The sequence below is a fragment of the Phenylobacterium terrae genome, from assembly GCF_042681205.1.
GTDB lineage: Bacteria > Pseudomonadota > Alphaproteobacteria > Caulobacterales > Caulobacteraceae > Phenylobacterium > Phenylobacterium terrae.
Genome location: NZ_JBHUEY010000012.1, coordinates 306242 through 332661, shown reverse-complemented (window position 1 = coordinate 332661; position 26420 = coordinate 306242). Strand labels below are relative to the sequence as shown.

Annotated in this window: 24 protein-coding genes; 13 read left to right on the top strand and 11 right to left on the bottom strand. The window is 71.9% G+C overall.

The features are described 5' to 3' along the window. Positions 1-16 precede the first annotated feature (16 nt). Genes ACFSC0_RS21150 through ACFSC0_RS21135 form a run of 4 tightly spaced genes read left to right on the top strand, consistent with a single transcriptional unit; the run spans position 17 to position 3790 of the window. Complete coding sequence (locus ACFSC0_RS21150; RefSeq protein WP_377283489.1) at positions 17-1054, top strand: sulfate ABC transporter substrate-binding protein; 1038 nt, start codon at positions 17-19, stop codon at positions 1052-1054. Between the two features lie 3 nt (positions 1055-1057). Continuing rightward, positions 1058-1906, top strand: a complete 849-nt coding sequence (cysT, locus tag ACFSC0_RS21145; RefSeq protein ID WP_377283488.1) for a sulfate ABC transporter permease subunit CysT — start codon at positions 1058-1060, stop codon at positions 1904-1906. Next, a complete protein-coding gene (gene cysW / locus ACFSC0_RS21140) occupies positions 1903-2739 on the top strand; it encodes a sulfate ABC transporter permease subunit CysW (RefSeq protein ID WP_377283487.1) in 837 nt (278 codons plus the stop codon). The genes cysT and cysW overlap by 4 nt, the downstream gene beginning before the upstream one ends. Before the next feature lie 10 nt (positions 2740-2749). Then, positions 2750-3790 carry a sulfate/molybdate ABC transporter ATP-binding protein gene (locus tag ACFSC0_RS21135; protein ID WP_377283486.1) on the top strand — a complete coding sequence of 347 codons (1041 nt, stop codon included), beginning with the start codon at positions 2750-2752 and terminating at the stop codon, positions 3788-3790. Between the two features lie 121 nt (positions 3791-3911). Here ACFSC0_RS21135 and ACFSC0_RS21130 read toward each other — a convergent pair whose 3' ends face one another. From ACFSC0_RS21130 to ACFSC0_RS21110, 5 genes are read right to left on the bottom strand one after another with little or no spacing between them, the layout of a single operon-like run. After that, a complete protein-coding gene (locus ACFSC0_RS21130; protein WP_377283485.1) occupies positions 3912-5420 on the bottom strand; it encodes an acetyl-CoA acetyltransferase in 1509 nt (502 codons plus the stop codon). 28 nt (positions 5421-5448) lie between these two features. After that, entirely contained in the window at positions 5449-6237 is a 789-nt protein-coding gene (locus ACFSC0_RS21125; protein WP_377283484.1) for a crotonase/enoyl-CoA hydratase family protein, read from the bottom strand. Then, positions 6234-7853, bottom strand: coding sequence for an acyl-CoA synthetase (locus tag ACFSC0_RS21120; protein WP_377283483.1), 1620 nt, complete (start codon positions 7851-7853; stop codon positions 6234-6236). The genes ACFSC0_RS21125 and ACFSC0_RS21120 overlap by 4 nt, the downstream gene beginning before the upstream one ends. Before the next feature lie 46 nt (positions 7854-7899). Further along, positions 7900-9093 (bottom strand): acyl-CoA dehydrogenase family protein, encoded by a 1194-nt coding sequence (locus ACFSC0_RS21115; protein WP_377283482.1) that lies wholly within the window; start codon positions 9091-9093, stop codon positions 7900-7902. Then, positions 9086-10204 carry an acyl-CoA dehydrogenase family protein gene (locus tag ACFSC0_RS21110; protein WP_377283481.1) on the bottom strand — a complete coding sequence of 373 codons (1119 nt, stop codon included), beginning with the start codon at positions 10202-10204 and terminating at the stop codon, positions 9086-9088. Before ACFSC0_RS21110 ends, ACFSC0_RS21115 begins: the two co-directional genes overlap by 8 nt. A gap of 366 nt (positions 10205-10570) precedes the next feature. Here ACFSC0_RS21110 and ACFSC0_RS21105 point away from each other — a divergent pair, with 366 nt between their 5' ends. Then, a complete protein-coding gene (locus ACFSC0_RS21105; protein WP_377283480.1) occupies positions 10571-12193 on the top strand; it encodes a flavin-containing monooxygenase in 1623 nt (540 codons plus the stop codon). Positions 12194-12349: 156 nt separating this feature from the next. On the opposite strand, the gene ACFSC0_RS21100 is transcribed toward ACFSC0_RS21105, so the two are convergent. Beyond that, positions 12350-12502 (bottom strand): hypothetical protein, encoded by a 153-nt coding sequence (locus tag ACFSC0_RS21100; RefSeq protein ID WP_377283479.1) that lies wholly within the window; start codon positions 12500-12502, stop codon positions 12350-12352. A gap of 12 nt (positions 12503-12514) precedes the next feature. Then, complete coding sequence (locus ACFSC0_RS21095) at positions 12515-14521, bottom strand: protein-L-isoaspartate(D-aspartate) O-methyltransferase (protein ID WP_377283478.1); 2007 nt, start codon at positions 14519-14521, stop codon at positions 12515-12517. Positions 14522-14665: 144 nt separating this feature from the next. Here ACFSC0_RS21095 and ACFSC0_RS21090 point away from each other — a divergent pair, with 144 nt between their 5' ends. The 5 genes from ACFSC0_RS21090 (at position 14666) to ACFSC0_RS21070 (ending at position 18642) form a co-directional block, all read left to right on the top strand. Further along, positions 14666-15100, top strand: coding sequence for a CBS domain-containing protein (locus tag ACFSC0_RS21090; protein ID WP_377283477.1), 435 nt, complete (start codon positions 14666-14668; stop codon positions 15098-15100). A 138-nt stretch (positions 15101-15238) separates the two neighbouring features. Beyond that, positions 15239-16348, top strand: coding sequence for an S-(hydroxymethyl)glutathione dehydrogenase/class III alcohol dehydrogenase (locus ACFSC0_RS21085; protein ID WP_377283476.1), 1110 nt, complete (start codon positions 15239-15241; stop codon positions 16346-16348). Beyond that, a complete protein-coding gene (fghA, locus tag ACFSC0_RS21080; protein WP_377283475.1) occupies positions 16348-17181 on the top strand; it encodes an S-formylglutathione hydrolase in 834 nt (277 codons plus the stop codon). Before ACFSC0_RS21085 ends, fghA begins: the two co-directional genes overlap by 1 nt. A gap of 10 nt (positions 17182-17191) precedes the next feature. Next, complete coding sequence (locus ACFSC0_RS21075) at positions 17192-17935, top strand: hypothetical protein (protein WP_377283474.1); 744 nt, start codon at positions 17192-17194, stop codon at positions 17933-17935. A 116-nt stretch (positions 17936-18051) separates the two neighbouring features. Continuing rightward, complete coding sequence (locus ACFSC0_RS21070) at positions 18052-18642, top strand: UrcA family protein (protein WP_377283473.1); 591 nt, start codon at positions 18052-18054, stop codon at positions 18640-18642. Between the two features lie 28 nt (positions 18643-18670). On the opposite strand, the gene ACFSC0_RS21065 is transcribed toward ACFSC0_RS21070, so the two are convergent. The 3 genes from ACFSC0_RS21065 to ACFSC0_RS21055 all read right to left on the bottom strand — a co-directional run bounded on the left by ACFSC0_RS21065 (position 18671) and on the right by ACFSC0_RS21055 (position 22890). Then, a complete protein-coding gene (locus tag ACFSC0_RS21065) occupies positions 18671-19324 on the bottom strand; it encodes an eCIS core domain-containing protein (protein ID WP_377283472.1) in 654 nt (217 codons plus the stop codon). A gap of 45 nt (positions 19325-19369) precedes the next feature. After that, positions 19370-21328 (bottom strand): transglycosylase domain-containing protein, encoded by a 1959-nt coding sequence (locus tag ACFSC0_RS21060; protein ID WP_377283471.1) that lies wholly within the window; start codon positions 21326-21328, stop codon positions 19370-19372. Positions 21329-21426: 98 nt separating this feature from the next. Beyond that, positions 21427-22890, bottom strand: a complete 1464-nt coding sequence (locus ACFSC0_RS21055) for a hypothetical protein (RefSeq protein ID WP_377283470.1) — start codon at positions 22888-22890, stop codon at positions 21427-21429. Positions 22891-22955: 65 nt separating this feature from the next. Here ACFSC0_RS21055 and ACFSC0_RS21050 point away from each other — a divergent pair, with 65 nt between their 5' ends. After that, complete coding sequence (locus tag ACFSC0_RS21050; RefSeq protein ID WP_377283469.1) at positions 22956-23450, top strand: GAF domain-containing protein; 495 nt, start codon at positions 22956-22958, stop codon at positions 23448-23450. Beyond that, positions 23431-24390 carry a glycosyltransferase family 2 protein gene (locus ACFSC0_RS21045; protein WP_377283468.1) on the top strand — a complete coding sequence of 320 codons (960 nt, stop codon included), beginning with the start codon at positions 23431-23433 and terminating at the stop codon, positions 24388-24390. The genes ACFSC0_RS21050 and ACFSC0_RS21045 overlap by 20 nt, the downstream gene beginning before the upstream one ends. Before the next feature lie 105 nt (positions 24391-24495). Here the strand turns inward: ACFSC0_RS21045 and ACFSC0_RS21040 are convergent, their stop codons facing one another. Further along, positions 24496-25131 carry an alpha/beta fold hydrolase gene (locus ACFSC0_RS21040; RefSeq protein WP_377283467.1) on the bottom strand — a complete coding sequence of 212 codons (636 nt, stop codon included), beginning with the start codon at positions 25129-25131 and terminating at the stop codon, positions 24496-24498. 113 nt (positions 25132-25244) lie between these two features. On the opposite strand from ACFSC0_RS21040, the gene ACFSC0_RS21035 reads away from it, so the two are divergent. Then, positions 25245-26417: an acetyl-CoA C-acetyltransferase gene (locus ACFSC0_RS21035; RefSeq protein ID WP_377283466.1), complete on the top strand. Its 1173-nt coding sequence runs from the start codon at positions 25245-25247 to the stop codon at positions 26415-26417. The last annotated feature ends 3 nt before the right edge of the window (positions 26418-26420 follow it).

The following is a 26420-nucleotide window of genomic DNA, read 5'->3' as shown; positions in this document are numbered from 1 at the left end:
CTCGGAGCCCACTTAGATGAGCAGCTTCATCCATCCGTCCCGACGCGCCCTGATCGCCGGCGGCGCCGGCGCGGCCGCGGCCCTGGCCGTCCCCGGCCTTGTCCAGGCGCAGGCGGGGAAGGGGATCACCCTTCTGAACGTCAGCTACGACCCGACCCGCGAGCTCTACAAGGAGGTCAACGCCGCCTACGCCGCCTACTGGAAGAAGCAGACCGGCCAGACGATCTCCATCCAGCAGAGTCACGGCGGCTCGGGAAAGCAGGCCCGCTCGGTGATCGACGGCCTGGCGGCCGACGTGGTCACCCTGGCGCTGGCCTACGACATCGACGAGATCGCCCAGCGATCCAAGCTGTTGCCGGCGAACTGGCAGTCGCGCCTGCCGCACAACTCGGCCCCCTACACTTCGACCATCGTGTTCCTGGTGAAGAAGGGGAACCCCTGGAAAATCCGCGACTGGGGCGACCTGGTGAAGCCGGGCATCGACGTCATCACCCCCAACCCGAAGACTTCCGGCGGCGCGCGCTGGAACTACCTGGCGGCCTGGGCCTGGGCGCTGAAGCAGCCGGGCGGCAACCCGGCCAAGGCGCAGGCCTTCGTCCAGCAGCTCTTCAAGCAGGTCCCGGTGCTGGACACCGGCGCGCGGGGCTCGACCACCACCTTCGCCCAGCGCGGCCTCGGCGACGTGCTGCTCGCCTGGGAGAACGAGGCGCACCTCTCCATCGAGGAGTTTGGGCCCAAGTTCGACATCGTCTACCCGTCGGTCTCGATCCTCGCCGAGCCGACCGTCGCCCTGGTGGATAAGGTCGTCGACCGCAAGAAGACCCGCCACCAGGCCACCGGCTACTTGAACTTCCTCTACAGCCCGCTGGCCCAGGACCTGATCGGCAAGCACCACTTCCGCCCGCGCGACGCCAAGGCGGCCGCCAAGTGGGCGCGCAAGTTCCCGCGCATCCCGCTGGTCACCATCGACGATGCCTTCGGAGGCTGGAAGAAGGCCCAGGCGACCCACTTCGCCGACGGCGGCGTGTTCGACCGCATCTACAAGCCGGGCTAGGGCATGGCCGCATCGAAGGGCTGGGGGCGCTGGCGAGAACACAGCGTCCTGCCGGGCTTTGGCCTGGCGATGGGATTCACCCTCTTCTACCTGGCGGCGATCGTGCTGATCCCGCTGGTCGCGCTGGCGCTGCGCCCGTGGGAGCTGGGCGTGGACGGGGTCGTGCGCACGCTGTCCGAGCCGCGGGTGCTGGCGGCGCTGAAGCTCAGCTTCGGGGCTTCGGCGCTTGCGGCCGCGGTGAACGCGCCGCTCGGGCTGCTCGTGGCCTGGGTGCTGGTCCGCTACGACTTCGCCGGCCGGCGGCTGCTGGACGCGCTGGTGGATCTGCCGTTCGCCCTGCCGACGGCGGTGGCCGGGATCGCGCTGACGGCCATCTATGCGCCGAATGGGCCGATCGGCTCGCTGGCCGACGAGGTGGGCCTGAAGACCGCCTTCTCCCCGCTCGGCGTATTCATCGCCCTGCTGTTCATCGGCCTGCCGTTCGTGGTGCGATCGGTGCAGCCGGTGCTGCAGGATCTCGACCGCGAGGTGGAGGAGGCGGCCCGCACGCTCGGCGCCACCGACCTGCAGCGGATCGTCCAGGTGGTGCTGCCGGCCGTCACGCCCGCGCTGCTGACCGGCGTCGGCCTGGCCTTCGCCCGGGCGGTGGGCGAGTACGGCTCGGTGATCTTCATCGCCGGCAACCTGCCGCTGGTCTCCGAGATCGCGCCCCTGCTGATCATCATCAAGCTGGAGCAGTACGACTACGCCGGGGCTGCGGCCGTGGGCCTGGCGATGCTGGTCATCTCCTTCGGCGCGCTGCTGGCCCTCAATCTCGTCCAGACCGTCATCTCCCGGCGAGGCGCGGCATGAGGGCGCGGATCGAGCTTCCCGGGATCGCGCCACTGCTGGTGCTCGCCGCCGTGGCGGTGCTGACGGTGCTGATCCTGCTCCCGCTGGGCACGGTGTTCGTCGAGGCGTTCCGCAACGGGCTCGAGGGCTATCTGGAGCCACTGCGCGAACCGGACGCCTGGGCGGCCATCCGGCTGACGCTGACCGTGGCCGCCATCTCCGTGCCGCTGAACGCGGTGTTCGGCGTCGCGGCCGCCTGGGCGATCGCCAAGTTCGAGTTCAAGGGCAAGAGCTTCCTGCTGGCCCTGATCGACCTGCCGTTCTCGATCTCGCCGGTGATCTCGGGGCTGGTCTGGGTGCTGCTGTTCGGCGCCCACGGCTGGTTCGGGCCGCAGCTGGAGGCGGCGGGGATCAAGGTGATCTTCACGACGACCGGGCTGGTCCTGGCGACGCTGCTCGTCACCCTGCCGTTCGTCGCCCGCGAGCTGATCCCGCTGATGCAGGAGCAGGGGTCGGACGAGGAGGCGGCGGCGATCACCCTGGGCGCCGGCGGCTTCACCACCTTCTTCCGGGTCACCCTGCCCAACATCCGCTGGGCGCTGCTCTACGGGGTGCTGCTCTGCAACGCCCGGGCGATGGGGGAATTCGGCGCGGTCTCGGTGGTCTCCGGCCACATCCGGGGCCTGACCAACACCCTGCCGCTGCACGTGGAGATACTCTACAACGAGTACGATTTCGTCGGGGCCTTCGCGGCGGCGTCGCTGCTGGCCGGCCTTGGCCTGGTGACCCTGATCGTCAAGACCGGCCTCGAGCTTCGATACGCCGGCGAACTGCGGGCCATGCGCCGCCACTGAACGGAACCCCATGAGCCTATCGATCAAGTCCGTCGCCAAGGCGTTCGGCCGCTACCCCGCGCTGCGGGACGTCTCGCTGGAAGCGCGCCAGGGCGAGTTCCTGGCCCTGCTCGGCCCGTCGGGTTCGGGCAAGACCACGCTCTTGCGCATCCTCGCGGGCCTGGAGCAGGCCGACGGCGGGGAGGTGAGCTTCCAGGGCGAGAACTTCCTGGCCCTGCCGGCCCGCGAGCGGCGGGTGGGCATGGTGTTCCAGCACTACGCCCTGTTCCGCCACATGACCGTGGCCCGCAACGTCGCTTTCGGCCTGTCGGTGCGGCCCCGCAGCCAGCGGCCGGCCAAGGCCGAGATCGACAAGCGGGTGGCCGACCTGCTGCGCCTCGTCCAGCTCGAGGGCCTAGCCGACCGCTACCCGGCCCAGCTCTCCGGCGGCCAGCGCCAGCGGGTCGCGCTCGCCCGGGCCCTGGCCATCGAGCCCAGGATGCTGCTGCTCGACGAGCCGTTCGGAGCCCTGGACGCCAAGGTCCGCCGCGAGCTGCGCCACTGGCTGCGCCGCATCCACGACGAGACCGGCGTGACCACGGTGTTCGTCACCCACGACCAGGAGGAAGCCCTCGACCTCGCCGACCGGGTGGCGATCCTCAGCGAGGGGGAACTGGTCCAGGTCGGCCCGCCGCAGGAGGTCTACGAACAGCCCCGCTCGGCGTTCGTCTTCGACTTCCTGGGCGCCTCTTGCCGGCTGTCGGGCGAGGTGCACGGCGGCAAGCTGCGCGTCGCGGGCTGGGAGACGAGCGCGCCGGAGGGCGCGCCGCAGGGGAGGGTGGACGTCTTCTTCCGCCCGCACGAGGTTTCGCTGCTGCCGCCCGACCAGTCGGGGGTGCCGGCGACCGTCCGCAGCGTCTTCGCCGCCGGCCCGGTCACCCGCGTGGAGTGCGATATCGGCGCCGAGCGGCTGGAGATCCACGGCTCGGCCCAGAGCCTGCCCGAGGGGCTTGGGACCGGCCAGGCTGTGAAGCTGAAGCTGCTCCGGCCGAGCGTCTATCCCGCCGCCTGAACCACACCGTCATCCCGGCCGAAGCGCAGCGGAGAGCCGGGACCCAGAGCCCCAGGCGCAGGAGTCTGGGTCCCGGATCGGCCTTTCAGGCCGTCCGGGATGACGGGGAGGGTGTGCCTGCTCACCCCAACCGCCAATACACGTCGCCGTCGGGGCCGGGGACGGCTTGGCCGGGGCGACCCACCGGCTCCGCCTTGCCGTTGGTGAGGAAGTCGATGGCGGCTTCCTCGCTGGCGGGGATCTTGGCGAGGAAGCGCTGGCCGGCGGGAGCGCGGCCGACGATGACGCCGAACTTCGGGGAGCCGTCGCGCTCGTAGAGGACGGTGTAGGTCTCGATGATCCCGGGGCCGGTGTAGGCCTCGTCCAGTTCGGGGACTGGTTCGCGGGCCGCGTCGGCCTCGGCCTGGAAGTCGAAGTCGCGGCGCACCGTCTCCAGGGGGAAGGGCTCGCGGCCGAGCACGATGGTATGGTTGTTGGTGGCGTAGCCGCCGTTGGCGAATAGCAGCCCCTTGCGGCCGGCCTCGCGCAGCTTCAGCACCATGCTGACCACGGCGTGGCTCATGTAGTTGCCGATCGGCCCGCCGCCGAAGGTCAGGCCGCCGAACACCGTCGCGGGCTTGTCCACCGGCCAGCCGATCACCCGGCGGGCCATCTTCGGCACGCAGGGGAAGCAGCTGTAGAGCTCGACGAAGTCCAGGTCGGCCGCCGTCACGCCGTTCAGGTCCAGCGCCCGGTTCAGCGACACGGCCATGCTGACCGAGCGGTCGTAGCGGTCGCGCCGCAGGTAGTCGCCGGGCTCGTGGGCGGCCGCGCCGGCGCCGACGAAGACCAGCCGGTCCTCGGCGATGCCCGCCTCGCGGGCGGCGGCCAGGCTGGCGACGAGGAAGCCCGCGCCCTGGTTCACCGAGGAATTGGCGACCATCAGCTTGTTGTAGGGGAAGGCGATCGGCCGGTTCTCGGCCGAGGGCGTGACGATGGCCTCCGGCGGAGTCGGCTTGCGGATCCAGGCGCCCGGGTTCTCGGCCGCCACCTCGCTGAACCGCGACCAGATCTCGCCGCTCTCGGCCTGGGCCTGGGCGAAGGTCTGGCCGTAGGCGGCGCGGCCGGCGTTCTCGTAGAGGGGATAGACGTCCACCGGAGCGGTTAGGCCATAGCGCTGGCGCAGGGACGGCGGGCCGGCCCGGCCGGTCGCCTGGCGCAGCGGGTTGTGGGCGGAGGGATCATCGCCCGCCTTCAGCGCGGCGAGCTGGGCGGCGGTGCGCAGGGCCTCGCCGCCGGCCACGGCCGCTGCCTGGATCTCGCCCTCGGCGATCCGGCGGGCCGCCTCGTTGAGCATCAGGATCGGCGTGTCGCCGCCGGGGTAGGAGCTCTTGTAGCAGAGCTTGGGGGCGATCCCGAGCCTGGCCGCCAGCGGACCCGAGGCGTCGCCGAGCTCGCGGAACGAGAGCTGGTCCACGACGGCGAGCGAGTCCAGCCGGGCGATCCACCCGCCGCCGGCGTCGCGGTCCGCCTCGCGCAGGGCGGCCTCCATAAGGCCGATGGGATCGAGGCCCTCGCGCGGGTCCTTCGGCCGGTCGTTGACCTGGCCCACTCCCACGATCACCGGGATGCGCGCGGCGTCGTCACTCATCTTCCGTCCCTTTGACTCGAACTCAGCTCTAGCGGCCCTGCCACACCGGCGCGCGCTTCTCGGCGAAGGCGCGGGGGCCCTCGCGGCCATCCTCGGAGCGCAGCAGGGCGCCGATCTCGGCGCGGGTCTGCGCCCAGGCGGCTTCCTCGGAGGCGATCTTGCCGTGCTGGATGCCGAGCGCGATCCGCTTGGTGGCCTGCACCGCCAGCGGCGCGTTGGCGGTGATCCGGGCGGCCATCTTCAGGGCCGCGTCCAGCACCTGGGCCTGCGGAACCACGGCGTTGACGAAGCCGAGCTCCAGCGCCCGCTGGGCCGAGATCGGCTCGCCGGTCAGCATGATCTCCATGGCGATCTTGCGCGGCAGCTGTTGGGCCAGGCGGAAGGCGCCGCCGGCAGCCGCCAGGATGCCGCGCTTCACCTCCGGCAGGCCGAAGGTGGCGGTCTCGGAGGCCACCGCCAGGTCGCTGGCGAGCGTCAGCTCGGTGCCGCCGCCGAGCGCCGTCCCGTTCACCGCCGCGATGGTCGGCTTGGAGATGTGGTGCTCGACGTAGCCGGCGAAGCCCCAGGCCTGCTCGCGCTCGCCCACCGCGAAGGGCTCGCGGGCGGCCAGGGCCTTCAGGTCGGCGCCGGCGCAGAACGACTGGTCGCCCGCGCCGGTGATGATCACCGCCCAGATGTCCGGGTTGCGGTCCGCCTCCTCCAGCGCTTCGCCGACGCCGACGGTGACGGCGCGGTTCACGGCGTTGCGGGCCTCGGGCCGGTTGAGGGTGACGATCATCACCCGCTCGCGGCGCTCGACGAGGACGGCCGCGCTCATGCGCTGACCGCCTCGCCCGCGCCGGCTTCGGCGACGGCCTTGGCGGCGCCGTAGTCGGCCTTGCCGTTGCTGGCGCGCAGCGACCGGTCGGCGACGAAGATCCGCTTGGGCGTCTTGTAGCCGGCCAGGGTCTTGCGCACGTGCGCCTTAAGGGCCGCCTCGTCGAGGGGCTGGCCAGGCGCGAGCTGGACGACGGCGGTCACCGCCTGGCCCCACTTCTCGTCGGGAACGCCGACCACGAGGGCGTCCTCGATGCTGGGATGGGTCTTCAGGGCCTCCTCGACCTCTTCGGGGAAGACCTTCTCGCCGGCGGTGTTGATGCAGGCGTTGCCGCGGCCGAGCAGGGTGAGGGTGCCGTCGGCCTCGACGATGCACCAGTCGCCGGGGATGGAGTAACGGACCCCGTCGATCGTCCGGAAGGTGCGGGCCGTCTTCTCCTCGTCCTTGTAGTAGCCGATCGGGTTGGGCGGGCCGAGGGCCACCAGGCCCCGCACGCCGGAGCCGGGCTCGACCGGCTGGTCGTTCTCGTCGAACACCCGGCAGCGCTCGCCGATCATGAACTTGGCGGTCTTCACCTCGCCCATCTTGGTCATGATCGAGTTGCCCATGCCCAGCGCCTCGGAGGAGGAGAAGGCGTCGCTGAGCATCGCCTGGGGCATGTGCTCCAAGAGGCCCCGCTTGACCTCCAGGCTCCACATCACGCCCGACGAGACGACCATGGCGACGGAGGAGACGTCCCACTTGCCGGGGTTGGCGTTCAGCGCGTTCAGCAGCGGCCTTGCGAAGCTGTCGCCGACGATGGTCAGCGACTGCGGCTTGTGGCGATCGATGGCGTCCAGCGTCTCCACCGGATCGAAGGTCTCTCCGGTCAGGGTGATCACGCAGCCGCCGGCCAGGTGCGAGCCCATGGCGGTGAGCAGGCCGGTGCCATGCATCAGCGGCGGGGCGATCAGCACCTTCCCGCCCGGGCCGATCTTGCGGGTGTGCTCGCGCAGCTCCTCCAGCGTCTCCGGCACCGTGCCCATCTTCCGCGCCGCGCTGAGGGTGATCTCGCGCAGGTCGTGGTGCGGCCACATCACGCCCTTGGGCATGCCGGTGGTGCCGCCGGTGTAGATGAAGAACAGGTCGTCGCCCGAGCGCTCGATGTTCAGGGGCGAGCCGTCGCCTTCATTGGCCAGGTTGTCGAAGCTCTCGGCGAACGCCGCGGTCTGGCCGCTCTCGGAGACCTCGACCCAGGTCTTCACCTTGGGCAGGCGGTCGCGGATCTGCTCTACGGCGTCGCGGAACTCCGAGGCGTAGACCACCGTCTGGGCGTCGGAGTTGTCGAAAATGTACCAGACCTCGTCCGGCGTGTAGCGGTAGTTGACGTTGACGTGGGTCAGCCGCGCTTTGAAGCCTGCCGCGACCGCCAGCATGTATTCGGGCCGGTTGCGCATGTAGACGGCGATCTTGTCGCCGGCGGCCGCGCCGCGGGCGATCAGGGCCCGGGCGAGGTTGTTCGAGATGCGGCTCGCCTCGCGCCAGGGGATGGTCCGCTCGCCGTGGATGAAGGCCGGGGCGTCCGGCGGCAGGACCGGCTCGATGGTCTCGAGAATGTCTCCGAAGTTCCAACCCACGCGTCTGTCTCCCTAGTCTTTTGTCGTTGTGGGGGCTTGTCGCCCTCTAGCTGGTGCGCACCTCGCGGAACGGGATGTCCCGGTCCACCTCCGGCTCCTTGGGCAGGCCCAGGACCCGCTCGCCGATGATGTTGCGCTGGATCTGGTCGGTGCCGCCGCCGATGGAGGTGAAGTAGGCGTTCAGCGTCAGGAAGTTGGCGTCCTCGGCCCTGGGATGGTCCGGCCCTTCCAGCAGGCTGCCGGCGCCGAGGATCAGGGTCCGGACGCGCGCCTCCTCGTGCAGGATGCGGCTCATGGCGAGCTTGCCGAGGCTCATCAGCGCCGAGCTCGTGCCCTGCTTCAGGTCCGCCTTGGCCCGGGCGGTGTTGAGGGCGTTGAGCTTCTTCAGGCCCACGACCCTGGCGATCTCCTGGCGGATCAGCGGGTCGGACAGCACGCCGGCCTCGCGGGCCAGCGCGATCAGCGGCTCGCCGGGGCCTTCCGAGACCCCGCTGCGGGGTCCTCTGGCGCCTTCGCCCATCACCGACCGCTCGTAGGCCAGCGCGGTCTGCAGCACGCCCCAGCCCTGGCCGAGCTCGCCCAGCAGGTTCTCGGCCGGGCAGACGGCGTCGGTGATGAAGACCTCGTTGAACTGGCTCTCGCCGGTGATCTGGCGCAGAGGCCGGACCTCCACGCCGGGCTGTTTCATCGGCAGGAAGAAGAAGCTGATGCCGCGGTGCTTGGGCACGTCCCAGTCGGTGCGGGCGATCAGCATCCCGTAGTCGGCGCTGGCGGCGTAGCTGGTCCAGACCTTCTGGCCGTTGACGATGAAGTGGTCGCCCTGGCGGTCGGCGCGGGTGCGGATGCCCGCCAGGTCCGAGCCGGCGCCGGGCTCGGAGTAGAGCAGGCACATGCCGACCTCGCCGCACAGCAGCGGGACGATCAGCTTCTCCTTCAGGGCCGGCGTCCCGCGCGCCAGCAGGGTGTTGGCCCAAAGGTTGGTGCGGTCCTGGCCCGTGCCCGGCGCGCCGACGGCGGCGAACTCGCGCTCGACGATGCGGGCCTGGGCGTCGCTCAGGCTCCGGCCCATCCATTCGCTCGGCCAGCGGGGGACGGCCCAGCGGGCCTCGACGACCTTCGCCATCCAGGCCTTCCGCTCGGCGTCGGTCTGCAGGGGGCCGGTCCAGTTGGCGGCCAGCCAGGCGCGGACCTCCTCGCGCAGGCTCTCGTCGGTGAGGGGCAGGGCGGCGTCGTCAGCCATGGGCGGCCTCCAGCTCGGCGACGTAGCGCTCGCGGTGGAACGAAGGCGCGCCGAACAGCTGGGCGTCGGCGCGGGCCCGGCGCAGGTAGAGGTGGGCCGGGTGTTTCCAGGTGAAGGCGATGCCGCCGTGCATCTGGATCGCGTCGGCGCAGATCTTCACGAAGGCGTCGGCGCAGGCGAAGGCGGCGAGCTCCACCGCCGCCTTGGCGTCCGGCGCGCCCGCAGCGAGCTGGGCGGCGGCGTGGCGGGCGGCCGAGGTGGCGCTCTCGGACTCCAGCAGCAGGTCCGCGGCCATGTGCTTGATGGCCTGGTAGCTGCCGATGGCCCGGCCGAACTGGATGCGGGACTTGGCGTAGTCGACGGTGAACTCCAGCACGTGGCGGCCGCCGCCGGCCTGCTCGCCGGCCAGGGCGACGCGGGCCAGGTCCAGGGCCTCTTCGACGGCCTCCCAGGCCGGCCGCTGCGAGGCGATGCGCCGCGCGGGCGCGCCGTCGAAGGCGATCTCCGCCAGCCGCAGGGTGTGGTCGAAGGTCGGCAGCGCCTTCACGGCGACGCCGGCGGCGGGCTCGACCTCGAAGACGGCGAGTCCTTCAGGCGTGTCGGCGGCGACCAGCAGCAGGTCGGCGACCTGGCCGTGGGTGACGTAGCTGGCCTGGCCGTCGAGGCGCCAGGCCTCGCCGTCGGCGCGGCCCCGGACCGCCACGGCGTCCGGCGTCCAGGTCCCGCGCGAGCCCGTCAGGGCCGCGGTGGCGATCTTAGAGCCGTCGGCGATGGCGGGCAGCAGGCGGGAGCTCGCATCCCGATCGCCCAGCGCCTGCAGCAGGCCGGCCGCCAGCACGCCGCTGGAGAGCAGGGGCGAGCAGAGGAGGGCGGCGCCCACCTCTTCCATCACCAGCTCGAGTTCGAGGGGGCCTGCGCCCGCGCCGCCAAATTCCGGATCGATGAGCAGCCCGACGGCGCCGATCTCGGCCAGCGCCTTCCAGACCTCGGGGTCGTAGCCGGCGTCGGTCTCCATGACGCGGCGCACGTCCGCCTCCGTGCCGCGGTCGGCGAGCAGCCGGCGGACCGAATCCTGGAAGGCGAGGCGCTCCTGCGCCGTCAGCGTTCCCATGCGTCACTCCCTTCCCGCCCTCTCGAACGCGGGGCGGGTTCCCTCACAAAGCCTCAGCCGCCGGGGCCGCGCAAGGTTGACGTCGGGGCGGGCAACCTCCTCTCCCCCGACGCGAAGCGCGAGGGGAGAGGATCGAGGAGAGGGGCGGCGCAGGTCTTGCGGCCGCACCGGATAGTCGGGCGGCGCGCGCCGCGGGCGCTCGACCCACCGCCTCGAAGCCCAATGGCCGCTCCACCCCTCTCCCGACCTCTCCCCTCGGGCTGCGCCTCGGGGGAGAGGAGAGGCGCGAGTTGCCGAACAGCGTCAGCCGGGCTTTTCTGATTGGGCGGCAAGAGAGAACAACAAGCGATGCCGGGGAGTGACAGCGTGACCGATCAGAGGGCGCCCATCGTGGCGGAGGTGGACGCGGTGGTGGTCGGCGCCGGATTCGGCGGCCTCTACATGGTTCACCGGCTGCGCGAACTGGGGATGAGCATCCAGGGGTTCGATGCAGCCGGCGGCGTCGGGGGCACCTGGTACTGGAACCGCTATCCGGGCGCGCGCTGCGACATCCAGAGCCTGTTCTACTCCTACACCTGGTCGGAAGAGGTGCAGAAGGCGTGGCGCTGGAGCGAGAAGTACGCCGCCCAGCCGGAGATCCTGGCCTACGCCAACTACGTCGCCGACAAGTACGACCTGAAGCGCCCCTTCGCCTTCGAGACGAAGGTGAAGTCCGCCGCCTGGGACGCCGCCAAGCGTCGGTGGCGGGTGACCACCGACCGCGGCGACGACGTCTCGGCCCGCTTCTGCATCATGGCCACCGGCTGCCTCTCCGTGCCGCGCGCGCCGGAGATCCCCGGCCAGGACAGCTTCGAGGGCGCGAGCTTCCACACCGGAACCTGGCCGCACGAGCCGGTCAGCTTCAAGGGCAAGACCGTCGCCGTGATCGGCACCGGCTCGTCCGCCATCCAGTCGATCACCGAGATCGCCAAGGAGGCGGAGCGCCTCTACGTCTTCCAGCGCACGCCCAACTTCAGCGTGCCGGCCCGCAACGGCCCGCTCACCGACAAGCACTACGCCGCCTTCTGGGAGCAGTACCCGGCCTACCGGCAGATGGTGCTGGACGGCACGGCGGGGATCGCCGGCGGCAGCCCGATGCGGAGCCTGACCGCCGAGCAGCAGCGGGCCAGGTTCGAGGAGCTGTGGAACATCGGCGGCGCCGGCTACCTCGGCGCGCTGGCGGACCTGCTCACCAACCCGGTGGCCAACGACGCCGCGGCGAACTTCGTGCGCGAGAAGATCCGCGAGACGGTGAAGGACCCGGAGGTCGCCGAGGCCCTGCTGCCGGACGACCATCCCATCGGCGCCAAGCGGATCTGCGTCGACACCGGCTACTACGAGGTCTTCAACCAGGAGAACGTCACCCTGGTGAACCTGCGCAAGGCGCCCATCGAGGCGATCACGCCGGCCGGGGTGCGAACGACAGCGCAGGAGTATCCGGTCGACGCCATCGTCTACGCCACCGGCTTCGACGCCATGACCGGGGCGCTGCTGAACATCGACATCCGGGGCGAGGGCGGGTTTCCCCTGGCCGAGGCCTGGCGGGACGGGCCGAAGACCTACCTCGGCCTGCAGGTGGCGGGCTTCCCCAACCTCTTCACCATCACCGGACCGGGCAGCCCCTCGGTGCTGTCGAACATGATCAGCAGCTGCGAGCAGCACGTGGACTGGATCAGCGACTGCCTGGCCTGGGTGGACGCCAATGGCGTGGAGGTGATCGCGGCCGACCCGCAGGCCCAGGAGGACTGGGTCGCCAAGGTCAACGAGGCGGCCGACAAGACCCTCTTTCCCAAGGCCAACAGCTGGTACATCGGCGCCAACATCCCCGGAAAGCCGCGCGTCTTCATGCCCTACGTCGGTGGGCACTACCGCCAGATCTGCAACTCCGTGGCGGCGGAGGGCTATCGCGGGTTCCGGCTCGAACGGCGCGAGGCGGTGGCGGCGGAGTAGCGTCGGCCGCGCAAACCTAACCCCACCCGTCATCCCGGCCGGAAGCCCGCGAGCGGGCTGGAGAGCCGGGACCCAGTTCGTACGCTCGGCGGTTGGGTCCCGGATCGGCCTTCGGCCGTCCGGGATGACGTCTCTTGTTGGCCCCGCCAGTGACCTTCACACCACCGGCTTGTCGTCCCCCGGCGTAGCCGGCAGGCCGGTCGGATTGTCCGGGTCGGGATAGACGGGGGTGTCCTCCGGCGGAGGCTGCTGGGGCATTTCCGGCGGGATGGGCGGGGGCAGGGGATCGCCCGGGGGCTGGGTGTTCATGAGGGCGCTCCTTCAGAGGCCGAAGGGGTAGGTCTCCTCGGCGCCGCGGCGCGCGCGGGTCGGCAGCGGGGTCACCGCGTTCGTCTCGTCGAACCAGACGTAGGCGTCGAACTGCTGGGGCAGGGAGCACTCGACGTAGTGGCTCCAGATCTCGGTCTGCGGCCGGTAGATCACCCCGATGAACCGCTCGAGCCGCGGCCCCAGGAGGCGGTGGCGCAGCGCCTCGTGGCGGCCTTCGCGCAGGTCGAGGAGGAACCGCGGCTCGCCGGCCTCGTGGGCCAGCCGCTCGTAGCTGTCGGCGTGCGAGGGGTTCACCTTCTTGACCACCATCGGCTCGTCCCAGTCGTCGGCGCAGGCGACCGTGCCGGTGTGGGTGCCGAAGCCGATCAGGGCGGCCTGATCGCCGAACCTCTCGCGGCACAGCTGGCCGATGTTCAGCTCCTCGCGGACGATGCCCATCTCGGTCTTGGAGGCGTCGCCGATGTGGGAGTTGTGGGCCCAGACGACGGCCTTCGCCTGCGGCCCCTTGGCGTCGAGGATCGCGCAGAGCGTCTCGAACATGTGGGTGTCGCGCAGGTTCCAGCTGGAGGCCGCGCCGTAATACATGGCCCGGTAGTAGGCTTCGGCGTTCTTGACGAGCCGGGCGTTGGCGGTGGCGTCCAGGAAGGCCTCGCCGTCCTGGCCGACGTACTCGAGCTGCTTGGAGAGCATGTCGCCCAGCGTCTTGATCACCGCCTCCTCGCAGCGGGCGTAGCCTGAGCTGAGCGCCATGCGGCCGTAGGCCTGCGGCTCCTTGGCCCAGGGGGTGAGGCAGCCGTAGCGCTGGCGCGCGACGCGGGCCGCGTCGGGGTCGACCTCGTCGAGGTAGCCCAGGACCGCCTGGATGGAAGCGGAGAGGTTGTAGAGGTCCAGCCCGTAGATGCCGGCCCGCCGCTCGGGCGGCAGGGCTTCGTTCCAGGCCCGCAGCCCTTCGACGAAGGCCTCCACGTCGGTGTTGCGCCACATCCAGGTCGGGAAGCGGCGGAACGGCGGCTCGGCATGGGCCGGGGCGGGCCGCTGGCGCACGTAGCGGTCGAGGCTGGCGGCGTCGGGCCAGTCGGCCTCCCAGGCGACGATGGAAAAGCCGTGCCGCTCGATCAGCCGCCGGGTGATGGCGGCGCGGGCGCGGTAGAACTCGGACGTGCCGTGGCTGGCTTCGCCCAGCAGCACCACGCGGGCGTCGGCGAAGCGGTCGAAGGCCTCGGCGAATCTGGGATCGGCCGGGTCAGGCAGCGGCTCGGCCGCCTCGTGGATCAGTTGCGGGATGGGCGCGGGGGCGGACGGCGCCTTGAAGCTGCGCGGTTCGGCCGGCCGGCGGGCCTCGGCCTCGCCCTCGTCCCAGCCGTGCTCGCCGATCAGCGGCACGAACATCACCGGCCCCAGGTCGTCCTCCTCGAAGTGGGTCGCGCCGGTGCGGGTGACCTTCACCAGCCGCTGGTCGCGGGGGGTGTCGCCCACGGGCATCACGAGGCGGCCGCCGATCTCGAGCTGGTCCTTCAGCGGCTGGGGCACGCCGGGCCCGCCGGCGGCGACGAGGATCGCGTCGAACGGCGCCTGCTCGGGCCAGCCGCCCGTCCCGTCGGCGGTGCGCAGCTGGACGTTGTCGTAGCCCAGCCGGTCCAGCCGCTGGCGGGCGAGCGCGCTCAGCGCCTCATGCCGCTCGATGGCGTAGACCTCGCCGGCGATCCGGCTCATCACCGCGGCCGCGTAGCCGGATCCGGCGCCGATCTCGAGCACCCGGTCGCCCGGCCGGATCTCCGCGGCCTGGATCATCAGGGCCACGATGTAGGGCTGGGAGAGGGTCTGGCCGGCCTCGATCGGCAGGGCGGAGTCCTCGTAGGCGAACTCCTCGAGACCGGGGGTGACGAAGGCCTCGCGCGGCACGCTCCGCATCGCCTCGAGAACGTGGGCGTCGGCGACGCCCCGGCGGCGGATCTGCCGCTCCACCATCTTCTCGCGAGCCTGGACGACGTCGAGCATGGGCTTCCCGTCCCTCATCCCCAGCGCTCACCAAACCGTGCGGCGGCCCGCTTGTTCCGGCCGGGAGGCGTCGGAACTGCGCCGGTCCGGCGCGGGTTGTCGCAAGGCGTTTCGGGGGGCGAACCCGCACCACAGGAGACCGCCATGAAGGTAGGCGAATGCATGACCCGGGACGTGAGGCTGGCCAGTCCCGACGAGACCTTGCGCGAGGCCGCACGCGCCATGGCCGACCTGGACGCCGGCGTCCTGCCGGTGGGCGAGAACGACCGGCTGGTCGGGATGATCACCGACCGCGACATCGCCGTCCGCGGGGTCGGCGAGGGCAAGGGCCCGGACGCCAAGATCCGCGAGGTGATGACCCAGGACGTCCGCTACTGCTTCGAGGACGACGACGCCGAGGACGTGCTGGAGAACATGGGCGAGCAGCAGGTCCGCCGCATGCCGGTGCTGAACGCCGAGAAGCGGCTGGTGGGCATCATCTCCATCGGCGACCTGGCCGGCCGCGAAGAGCCGCGGCGGGCCGGCGAAGCGCTCAGCGAGATCTCGCGGCCCGGCGGCGCGCACTCGCAGACGCACTAGCGCCCCACTAACCGCTCTTCCCGGCGAACGCCGGGATGAGCGGAGTTTGTGTTGCGTGCGCTCCGCCAACCCCCGCCTTGCGCCGCCGGCGGGACGTGACATTTTCGGGCCCTCCCCACGCCGCCAGAGGTGATCCCGATGAAGACCCGCGCCGCCGTCGCTTTCGAGGCCAAGAAGCCGCTCGAGATCGTCGAGCTCGACCTCGAGGGGCCCAAGGCCGGCGAGGTGCTGGTGGAGATCAAGGCGACGGGAATCTGCCACACCGACGCCTACACCCTGGACGGCTTCGACTCCGAAGGCATCTTCCCGTCCATCCTGGGCCACGAGGGCGCGGGCGTGGTGGTGGAGGTCGGCGCGGGCGTCACCAGCGTGAAGCCCGGCGACCACGTGATCCCGCTCTACACGCCCGAATGCCGGCAGTGCAAAAGCTGCCTGTCGCGCAAGACCAACCTGTGCACGGCGATCCGCGCCACCCAGGGCAAGGGGCTGATGCCCGACGGGACCAGCCGGTTCTCCTACAAGGGCCAGACGGTCTTCCACTACATGGGCTGCTCGACCTTCTCGAACTACACGGTCCTGCCCGAGATCGCGGTGGCGAAGATTCGGCAGGACGCGCCGTTCGATAAGGCCTGCTACATCGGCTGCGGGGTGACGACCGGCGTCGGCGCGGTGGTCAACACGGCCGACGTGGAGGCCGGCGCCAACTGCGTCGTCTTCGGCCTGGGCGGCATCGGGCTCAACGTCATCCAGGGGCTGAAGATGGTCGGCGCCGGGATGATCGTCGGCGTCGACATCAACCCTGACCGCGAGGAATGGGGCCGCCGGTTCGGCATGACCCACTTCGTCAATCCGAAGACGGTCTCGGGCGACCTGGTCGCCCACCTGGTGGAGCTGACCGGCGGCGGGGCCGACTACACCTTCGACTGCACCGGCAACACCGACGTCATGCGCCAGGCGTTGGAGGCCTGCCATCGCGGCTGGGGCGAGAGCGTCATCATCGGCGTCGCCGAGGCCGGCAAGGAGATCGCCACGCGGCCCTTCCAGCTGGTCACCGGCCGGGTGTGGAAGGGTACGGCGTTCGGCGGTGCGCGCGGGCGCACCGACGTGCCGAAGATCGTCGACTGGTACATGGACGGGAAGATCGAGATCGACCCGATGATCACCCACGTCCTGCCGCTGGAGCGGATCAACGAGGCCTTCGACCTGATGCATCGCGGCGAGAGCATCCGCTCGGTCGTGGTCTACTGATGGGCGTCGAGACCCTCCAGTCGCACAAGGTCCACGACGGCCGGCTGAGCTACTGCCGGCACGATAGCGCGGCCACCGGCACGCCGATGCGGTTCTCGATCTTCGTCCCGCCCGGCGAGGGGCCGCATCCGGTGCTGATCTGGCTCTCGGGCCTGACCTGCACCGAGGACAACTTCACCACCAAGGCCGGCGCGTACGGCGCGGCGGCGAAGGCCGGCGTGGCGATCGTCGCCCCGGACACCAGCCCGCGCGGCGAGGGTGTGGCGGACGATCCGGCCTACGACCTTGGGCAGGGCGCCGGCTTCTACGTGGACGCGACCGAGCCGCCCTGGGCGGCGCATTTCCGCATGGAGAGCTACGTCACCGGCGACCTCCTCCAGGCGCTGGCGGAATTTCCCGTGGACCTGGCCCGCTGCGGGATCTTCGGCCATTCCATGGGCGGGCACGGGGCGCTGACCCTGGCCCTGCGCCAGCCGGAGCTGTTCCGCTCGGTCTCGGCCTTCGCGCCGATCTGCTCGCCGACTCGGTGCGAGTGGGGCCGCAAGGCCTTCGCCGCCTATCTCGGCGCGGACGAGGACGGCTGGCTGCAGCACGATGCGGCCCGGCTGATCGAAGCGGGCGCGGCCCGCGGTCGGTTCGACGAGATCCTGGTGGACCAGGGCCTGGCCGACGGCTTCCTTGCGGACCAGCTCAAGCCCGAGCTGCTGGAAGAAGCCTGCCGAGCGACCGGGCAGGGGCTGACGCTGAACCGGCGCGAGGGCTACGACCACTCCTACTTCTTCATCGCGAGCTTCATTGGCGAGCACATCGCCTGGCACGCGGCCAGGCTCTAGGCCCAGCGCCGTGGTCCGCGCGATCGCCCGCATCCTCGCCCTCGCGGCGGCCGCGGCCGCCGCCCCTTCGGCGCTCGCGGCCCAGCCGGCGGCGGCGCCGCTGACCCTGACGCTGCACTACGAGGGCCGGCTGCACGTGAAGGTCCTGGAGGCCCGCAGCGACCATGTGGTCGAGCGCACGCGGTTCCGGGCCGGGGCCCGGGTCAAGAGCGCCGGCGCGCTGGGCTTCATCAAGCCCTACAGCATCCTGGCCCAGTCCACCGGCGCCGTCGCCGCGGGCCGGCCGCTCGCCCGCCGCTTCACCCAGGCCGAGGGGCGCAAGCAGCGCGCGGTCGCCTTTCCGCAGAAGGACGGATCGGCCGATCCGCTGACCCAGATCCTAGGCCTGATGCTGACGCCGGCGTCCGGCAACCCGTGCCGCGGCCGCCTCGCCTTCTTCGACGGCAAGCAGCGCTACGACCTCACCTTCGCACCGGCCGGGGCCGGGCGGCTGCTGCGCTCGCAACAGGGGCTGAAGCTCGGGCCGGCGGTGCGCTGCCGGCTGACCTTCCACCCGATCCGCGGCCTGGGCGGCAGCCGTCGCAAGTCCCCGGTGCTCACCGGCGAGGCGTTCGCGACCTTCGCCCGCGCGCCGGCGGCGGACGTCTGGGTGCTGACCGACGTGGCGATCGGCACCGTGGTCGGTCAGGCGCACGTCAGCCTCTCCGGGCTCTCCACCCGCGGCAGCCGCGCCGCCGCGCTCGGGGCCCGCTGAGCGGCCGCACGGAACCGCGTCGGGCGCCCGACAGTTGAGGCGGCGCCTTGAGAGGCCGCCTGCCGCACGCGGGGTGGGGGCGAGCGCCAGGCGGTGAACGCACTGGAGCTGATCTGATGCCCAACCCACACAAGCTCGTTCGAAGCGGCGCGCTGTGCGCCCTGCTTACCGTCGGCGGCCTGGGCGTGACGGCCATGCCGGCCGCCGCCCAGGAGGTCGAGGAGATCACCGTCGTCGGCCGGTTCGGCCCTGACGGGCGGCCGACCACGCTGTCCCGCGTGATCAGCTACCGCGACCTCGACCTGACCACCCAGGTCGGCCAGGACATGCTGCGCCAGCGGATCCGCGACACGGCGCGCGACCTCTGCACCGAGCTGGGCGAGCCCTCGCGCGCCTCGCCCGCCAGCCCCGTGCCGTCGTGTCGCGAGCAGGCCGAGCGGGACGCCTTCTCGCAGATGAAGATCGCGGTCGCGAGCGCCACGCCCCGCGGTCCGGGCTGGGCGCCGCCCGCCGAGCTGGCGGAACTCGACACCGCCCCGCCGCCGGCGCCTCCGGCCGCCCCGGCGGCGACCGAGTACGCCGAGCCGGCCAGCGCGACCACGCGGTTGATCACCAACGGCCCGGTGCCGGACACGCCTGAGAACCGCGCCCGCTACGGCGCGCCCATGTCGCGGGCCGGCAAGATGACCGCGCCGGCGGGCAACTGAGGCCCGATCCCGGAAGCGCCGCCGAAGTTCAGGTCTTGAGCGCCGCGGCCGCGGCGGCCCTTTCGGCGCGCTTGCGGCGGATGTCGGCGATCACCTCGTCGGCCCGGCGGGTCGCCGCCCGCTCTATCCCGGCCCAGTCGGCCGCGTAGCGGGTGGCGAAGCCCTGGACGCCCCAGCGCCGGTACTGCTCGACGTGCGCCAGTTCGTGGGCCCAGAGCCACAGGTTGCGGCTGGCGTGGGGGCTGGAGAAGACCAGGACGTCCTCCAGCGTCACCGCCGCCTCGTCGAAGTACCAGCTGGCCAGAATCGAACCGAGGCTGAGGCGGTGGCCGGCGAGGGTCCACCTCACGTCGTCCATCAGCTCCTCGCCGAAATAGGGCGCGAGCTCGCGACGGATGTCGGCGGGCGGCGGCTGGGCGCCGGCGTCGAGCGCCTCGGCGCGGGAGTAGCGGATGGAGGAGGCGATGGCCGGCCCGGCGGCGCTGGGCGCGGCGCCGGTGACGAAGCCGTAGGCGCGGCCCCAGGCCAGGCTCGACGACTGCGCCGCCTGTTCCAGCATCGCGCTCACGCGGCCGCGATCGAGGTGCGGCGTCGCCGGCGGCTGGAGCTGTTCGTCCGGGATGCCGGGGGAGCAGCCGAGCACGGCCGCCGCGGCGAGCACAGCCCAGGGACTTCCACGCATGTTCCCGCAATGCCGCACCGGCGGCGGCGTTCCGGCACGATTGCGTCAACCGGGCGGCGGGATCGCGGGCGGCAGGTCCGGCGGCGGGATCTCGATCGGCGGCGGAATGCTGGGCGGCAGCTCGCCGGGCCCGGCCTCGGGCGGCGGCAGGTCGGGGGGCGAGGGGAGCAGCTCCACGCCTTCCGGCGGCGGAACCGGCTCGGGATCGGGGATGGACGGGGGCAGCGGGGGCGGCCGGGCCCGGGCCGACGCCCCGCTCATGAAGTCGCGCCAGATGCGGGCCGGAAGGCCGCCGCCGGTCACGTTCCGCATCGCGCTGTGGTCGTCGGCCCCGACCCAGACGCCGACCACGAGATCGCCGGAGAAGCCGACGAACAGGGCGTCGCGGTAGTCGGAGGTGGTGCCGGTCTTGCCGTACGCCCGTCGGGACAGCCGAGCGGAACGGCCGGTGCCGCGGTCGACCACGGCTTGCAGCAGCACCTTCAGGTCCTCCTGCTCGCGCAGGGGGCGCTGGCGGGCGCGGCGCCCGGGGAGGGGCTCGTCGGTGGCCCGCGGGACGACCGGATACGCGCCGGACGCGACGGCGGCGTAGGCGGCGGTGAGCTCCATCAGCGTGGTCTCCTCGGTGCCGAGCGCCAGCGTCGGGGCGGGCTCCAGCGGCGAGCGGACGCCGAGGTCGCGGGCGGCGCGGATCACGGCCCGCGGCCCCACCTGCTGGGTCAGCCGGACCGCAGCGGTGTTGCTGGAGTGGGCGAAGGCCGTCGTCAGGTCGATTTCGCCGCGATAGCGGCCGTCGTAGTTCTGCGGCTTCCAGCCGTTCACGTCGATGGGCGCATCCAGCACGCGGCTGTCGGGAGCGGCGCCGGCCCGCAGCGCCGCGAGGTAGACGAACAGCTTGAAGGCCGAGCCGGGCTGGCGCCTGGCCTGGGTGGCGCGGTTGAAGCCGCCGGCCTGGTAGCGCCGTCCGCCGACCAGGGCCACGACCCGCCCGTCCGGCCGCATCGCCACCAGCGCGGCCTGGTCGGCCCCCGCCCGTCCGCCCTGCCCGTCGAGGGCGCGGGCGATGATCTGCTCGGCCCGCCGCTGCAGCCGGCGGTCGAGGGTGGTGCGCACCGCCACGTCGCCGAACCGGCCGCCGTAGGCCTCGCGAAGGTCGGGCGCAGCCCAGTCGGCGAACCAGCTGCCGGAGGGCAGGGGATCGCGGCCCCGGCGGGGCCTGGGCAGCCTGGCCCGGCGGGCCTGCCGCTCGGTAATCAATCCCTGCTCGGCCATCACCGCGAGCACCAGCCGGGCCCGCTCGCGCGCGCCCTCCAGGTTGCGGGTGGGCGACAGCGCCGAGGGCGCCTTGACGATGCCGGCCAGCATGGCCGCCTCGCCGAGCGTCAGCTCCTCCGGCGGTTTGTCGAAGTAGTGGCGGGCGGCGGCCCGCAGGCCCCACACCCCGTCGCCGAAGTAGATGGCCGACAGGTAGCGCGAGAGGATGTCGTCCTTGGAGAGGCGCAGCTCGAGCCACAGGGCGATCAGCGCCTCCTTGCCCTTGCGCGTCAGGTCGCGGCGGCTGTCCAGGAAGGCGTTCTTGGCCAGCTGCTGGGTGATGGTGCTGCCGCCCTGCACCCAGCGGCCGGCGCGGGCGTTCGCCGCCATCGCCCGGGCCAGCCCCCGCGGGTCGATGCCCGGGTGGGAATAGAAGCGCCTGTCCTCGATGGCGATGAAGGCCTGGGCGACGTGCGGCGGCAGCTTCTCGACCTCAACCGGCGGCTCCTTGTAGCCGCCGAGCCGGGCGATCGGCCGGCCGCCGGAATCCTCGATCACCAGGCTGGGGTCGGCCAGCGGCTGCAGGGCCCGGCCGAGCGGCAGGGTCATGCTGAGGTAGACGAACAGGCCGGCGGCGATGGCGCAGAACAGGATCAGCGCCGCGCGGACCCGCTTGCCGGGCGGGATCTTGCCGTCGGCGGTCGGGGCGGGCGGAGGCGGCGTCGCCTCGACCGGGTCGGCCGGGGTCATCTGCACAGGTCGGGGCGGTCTCGCGGGAGCGGCGGATTCGGAAGCGTCAGCCTAGCCGACCCTGGCGGCCGCGGGCGCCCGCAATGAGGCGCCGCTGTTCAGCGCACCGCGCCCCGCAGCGACATGGCCCGGGCGTCCGCCCGAACGTGCACCACCGCATGGGCGTCGGCGTAGTGGCGCCGCCAGCCGGGCAGGTGGTCGAGCACGCCGACCGCCGGATTGTTGGGGTGGAAGATGGTCCAGGCGACGCCGTAGCGGGCGAGCAGGGCTTCCAGCGCCGGCCGGTCGCCGCTGACCGCCTCGTCGTAGGCGGCCATGAAGGCGTCGCCGTACATGTCGGCGCGGCCGTCGGTGAAGGGCTTCACGCCCGACCAGATCAGGTAGCCGCCGAACCCGAAGTCGTTCAGCACGGGACGGCCGGCGAGCTCTGCGGGCACCGAGGCGAGGGCCGAGGCGGGGGTGCTGATCGCGTCCTGCCGCTCGTGCGGCAGCGCCAGACGCGCGCCGGTGAAGGCCGCGAGCAGGGCGAAGACGGCGCCGGCGACCCACAGGGGCGAGCGCTGGAAGCTGTCCTTCGGCTGGCCGTGGCCGCTCATCGGCTGAGCGAGCAGCATCGGGGCGAGCAGGCCCAGCACCATGGCGTGGCGCTGGTGCTGCAGCGCCAGGAAGAACAGGCCGAGCAGGACGATCAGGCGGATCGGGGGCACCTGGATCCCGCGCCAGAAGCCGATGAACAGCGCCACGAACAGCCCGACCGTCATCGGCTGGAAGGTGGAGAAGTCGAACGGGCGCCATTCGTCGATGCTCGGCATCGTCGACAGGCTCATCAGCTCGAACGGGAAGATCAGGCCCGACACGCCGTGCGGGGTGACGACGGCGGCGGCGAGGGCGGCAAGGCCGAACAGGCCCCAGGCGCGGATCGTCGGCCAGGGTCGGGCGCGCGCTTCGATCAGGGCTTCCAGGGCGAACGGGCCGATCAGCGCCAGGCCGAGCACGAAGCTGCCGTGGACGTTGGCCCAGATCACCATGAGCGGCAGCAGCCACAGGCTCGGCGCGCGGTGGGCGTCGCGGGCGCGCAGCAGCCCGACCACCCAGGCGGCCAGCAGCGGGAAGGCGTAGACGTGCGGCCGGGCGAGCAGACCGGGCGCCAGACAGGCGAGGCCAAGCACCAGCGCCAGCGTCAGCGGCAGCGGCGCGAGCCAGCGCCGCAGGTATCCGGCGACCACCGCCCCGGCCGCGGCCGCGCAGCCGGCGGTCAGCGCCATCACGCCGCCCCAGCCGCCGACGCGGTAGGCCAGGGCCATGACGACCTCCGCCAGCCACTCGTGGGTCTGCCAGTGCCGGCCGGCGTAGGTGTAGGTGAAGACGTCGACGTGCAGGATCTGCCCGTGGGCCAGCATCCACTCGCCCGCCCGGATGTGCCAGTAGGTGTCGCCGTCGTTGAGGATCTGCGGCGCGAACAGCAGCTCCAGATAGACGATGAGGCCGGTCAGGGCGGCCGCGGACGGGAGGAAGCGGCTGAGCTTGGCCTCGAAGGGCGCCGACGGGGCGAGAGCAGTCACGCGGGCGACCTTGTCAGCGGCGCTCTAAGGAACGATGAACGCGGGGACCCACCGGACGGAGCTGCATGGCCGAGGCGTTCAACGAGAAAGTCCTGCCGGGCGAGAAGGCCGAGCGCTACGCCGTGCTGGCCGAGGAGATCGCCGCAGTGCTGGAGGGCGAGCCGAACCTGACGGCGCGGATGGCCACCGTCGCCTCGATGCTGGCTGCGACCTTCCCGCACTTCTTCTGGACCGGCTTCTACGTGGTCGATCCGGACAAGCCGGACGAGCTGGTGGTCGGTCCCTACCAGGGCACGCTCGGCTGCCTGCGGATCGCCTTCGGCCGCGGCGTCTGCGGGACGGCGGCGGCGACGCGGACGACGCAGGTCGTGCCGGACGTGCACGCCTTCCCCGGCCACATCGCCTGCGACTCGCGCTCGGCGAGCGAGATCGTCGTGCCGGTGTTCGACCGGGCCGGCGCCTTGATCGCCGTGCTCGACGTGGACGCGACCGAGCCCGCCGCCTTCGACGAGACCGACGCCGCCGCGCTGGAAGCCATCCTTGCCCGCACCTTCGCCTGAGGCGCGCCGCGTCAGCCTGATCGTGCCGACCGTGCGCCGGCCGGAGGGGCTGGCCGTGGCGGTGCGCTCGCTGCTGGGGCAGCAGGGCGTCGATCCGCTGGATCTGGAGCTGATCGTCGTCGACAACGATCCGGCGGGGTCGGCTGAAGCCCATGTCCGCGGGTTCGCGGCCGAGGCGCCGTTTCCGGTCCGCTACGTCCATGCGCCGGAGCCCGGCGTCGCCAACGCCCGGAATGCGGCGATGGCGGCCGCGACCGGAGAGCTGATCGCCTTCCTCGATGACGACGAGGAGGCGCCGCCGGGATGGCTGGCGGCGCTGCTGGAGGCGCAAGCGCGGTACGGGGCGGACGTGGTGTTCGGGCCCGTGCGCGGGCGGGCGCCGCCGCACGTCGTGCGCCATCGCGAGTATCTGGAGCGCTTCTTCTCCCGCGAGGGGCCGGCCGAGAGCGGGGCGATCGACCACTACTACGGCTGCGGCAACAGCCTGCTGCGGCGCGCGGCGCTGCCGGATCCTGACCGGCCCTTCTCGGCCGTCCGCAACCACATCGGCGGCGAGGACGACCTCTTGTTCGGCCAGATGAAGGCGGCGGGGGCGCGGTTCGCCTGGGCGGCGGAGGCCTGGGTCTGGGAGGACCCCGTGCCCTCGCGGCTGAGCCTGCGCTACACGCTGGCGAGAGCCTTCGCTTACGGGCAGGGACCCACGGCGGCCAGCGCGGCGGCCAGCCCGCCGAGATGGCTGGGCGTCGCCGGCTGGATGGCCCAGGGGCTGGTGCAGGCGGGCCTGTTCGGCGCGCTGGCCGGCGTGCAGTGGCTCACCCGCTCGCCGAAGTTCGCCTTCACCGCCGACCGGGCCGCCCGCGGCCTCGGCAAGACCTTCTGGTTCGGCCCGTTCAAGATCGAGTTCTACGGCCGAAGCTCGGGCGGCGTGCGGCTGCCGTGAACACACGGAGCGGGTGACAGGCAGCGCCGTTCCGGCGCAACCAGTCACCGGCGCGCTTCGGTGACTGGTTGGGCGCGAGCCCTACCTGTCACCCATTCGCCGGGCTCAGGCCAGGTGGGCCTGGATCAGCGGCGCGACCTCGTCTGCGCGGCTGACGACGAGGTCGTGGTCACCGCCCGCAACGATGTGCAGCCGCGCCTCCGGCAACAGGCCGGCCAGCCGCTCGCCGACGAAGGGCGGGGCGATCGGGTCGGCGTCGCCGTAGAGGAGCAGGGCGGGGCAGCCGATGGCGGGGATCTGGTCCGTCAGGTCCGTGCGATCCTCGCGGATCCAGGCGGCGGCGTTGGGGTAGTTCTGCTGGTAGCCTGCGCGCCAGTCGTGCAGCGCCGCCGCGCGGGCGGCGGCGTCCACGCCGCCGGAGGTCACCGACAGCACCAGCCGCCGGACCTTGCCCGGATTGCGCAGCGCGACCTTCAGGGCGACCACGCCGCCCATCGACTGGGCGAGCAAGTCCGCCGGCCCATCGCCCATCGCCGCCTCGACGAGGCGCACAAGATCGTCGAGCGAGTTCACGTCCGCGGCCGCCGGCTGGTCGCCGAGGCCCGGCCATCCGAGGTGGCGCCGGGGCCAGTCGCCAGGCAGGCGTTCGGCCAGGGGCCGCCAGAAGTCGGGCGAGGCGCCGGCGCCGGGCAGAAAGATCAGGGGAGGGTGCAGGGCAGCTTCCTTGCGATGAGGACCCATGTCGATCGACGGCCGTCCTGTGGTCAAGCTATTGGCCCTGTTGGCTTCCGTCACGGCGCCGGCCTAGAGTTTCGCACGACCGGCCGAGGCGCGGCCGAACGGGAGTGACGAAGATGGGTGAAGCCTACATCGTGGAGGCGGTGCGGACCGCCGGCGGGCGCAAGGGCGGCAAGCTGAAGGACTGGCACCCGGTGGACCTGGGCGCGGTGGTGCTGAACGAGCTGGTGGACCGCACCGGCGTCGATCCGGCCCGCGTCGAGGACGTGGTCATGGGCTGCGTGATGCAGGTCGGCCAGCAGGCGATCAACGTGGCCCGCAACGCGGTGCTGGCCTCCAAGCTGCCGGAAAGCGTACCGGGCACCAGCGTCGACCGCCAGTGCGGCTCCTCGCAGCAGGCGCTGCAGTTCGCCGCCCAGGCGGTGATGAGCGGGACCATGGACGTGGTGATCGCCTCGGGCGTGGAGAGCATGACCCGGGTGCCGATGGGCTCGTCCGCGGCGCTCGCCTCGCAGGCCGGCATGGGCAGCTACATGAGCCCCGGCATCCAGGAGAAGTACCCGAACATCCAGTTCTCCCAGTTCATGGGCGCCGAGATGATGGCCAAGAAGTACGGCCTCTCGAAGGACCAGCTGGACGAATACGCCTACCAGAGCCACCAGCGGGCCATCGCCGCGACCCAGGCCGGCGCCTTCAAGAACGAGATCGTGCCCCTGAAGGTGAAGGACGAGGCCGGCGCCGAGAGCGACCACACGGTGGATGAGGGCATCCGCTTCGACGCCAGCCTGGACGGCATCAAGGGCGTCAAGCTGCTGCAGGAAGGCGGGGCGATCACCGCGGCGACCTCCAGCCAGATCTGCGACGGCGCCTCGGGCGTGATGATCGTCTCGGAGAAGGCGCTGAAGGAACTGGGCCTGACGCCGATGGCGCGAATCCACCACCTGTCGGTGATGGGCCACGACCCCGTGATCATGCTGGAAGCCCCGCTGCCCGCCACCCAGCGCGCGCTGGAGAAGGCGGGCATGAAGGTGGACGACATCGATCTGTTCGAGGTCAACGAGGCCTTCGCCTCGGTGCCGGTGGCCTGGCTGAACACCACCGGCGCGAACCCGGACAAGCTGAACGTCAACGGCGGCGCCATCGCCCTCGGCCACCCGCTGGGCGCCTCGGGCACCAAGCTGATGGCGACCCTGGTGCATGCCCTGAAGAACCGGAACAAGCGCTGGGGCCTGCAGACCATGTGCGAAGGCGGCGGCATGGCCAACGTGACGATCGTCGAGCGGCTCTGATAA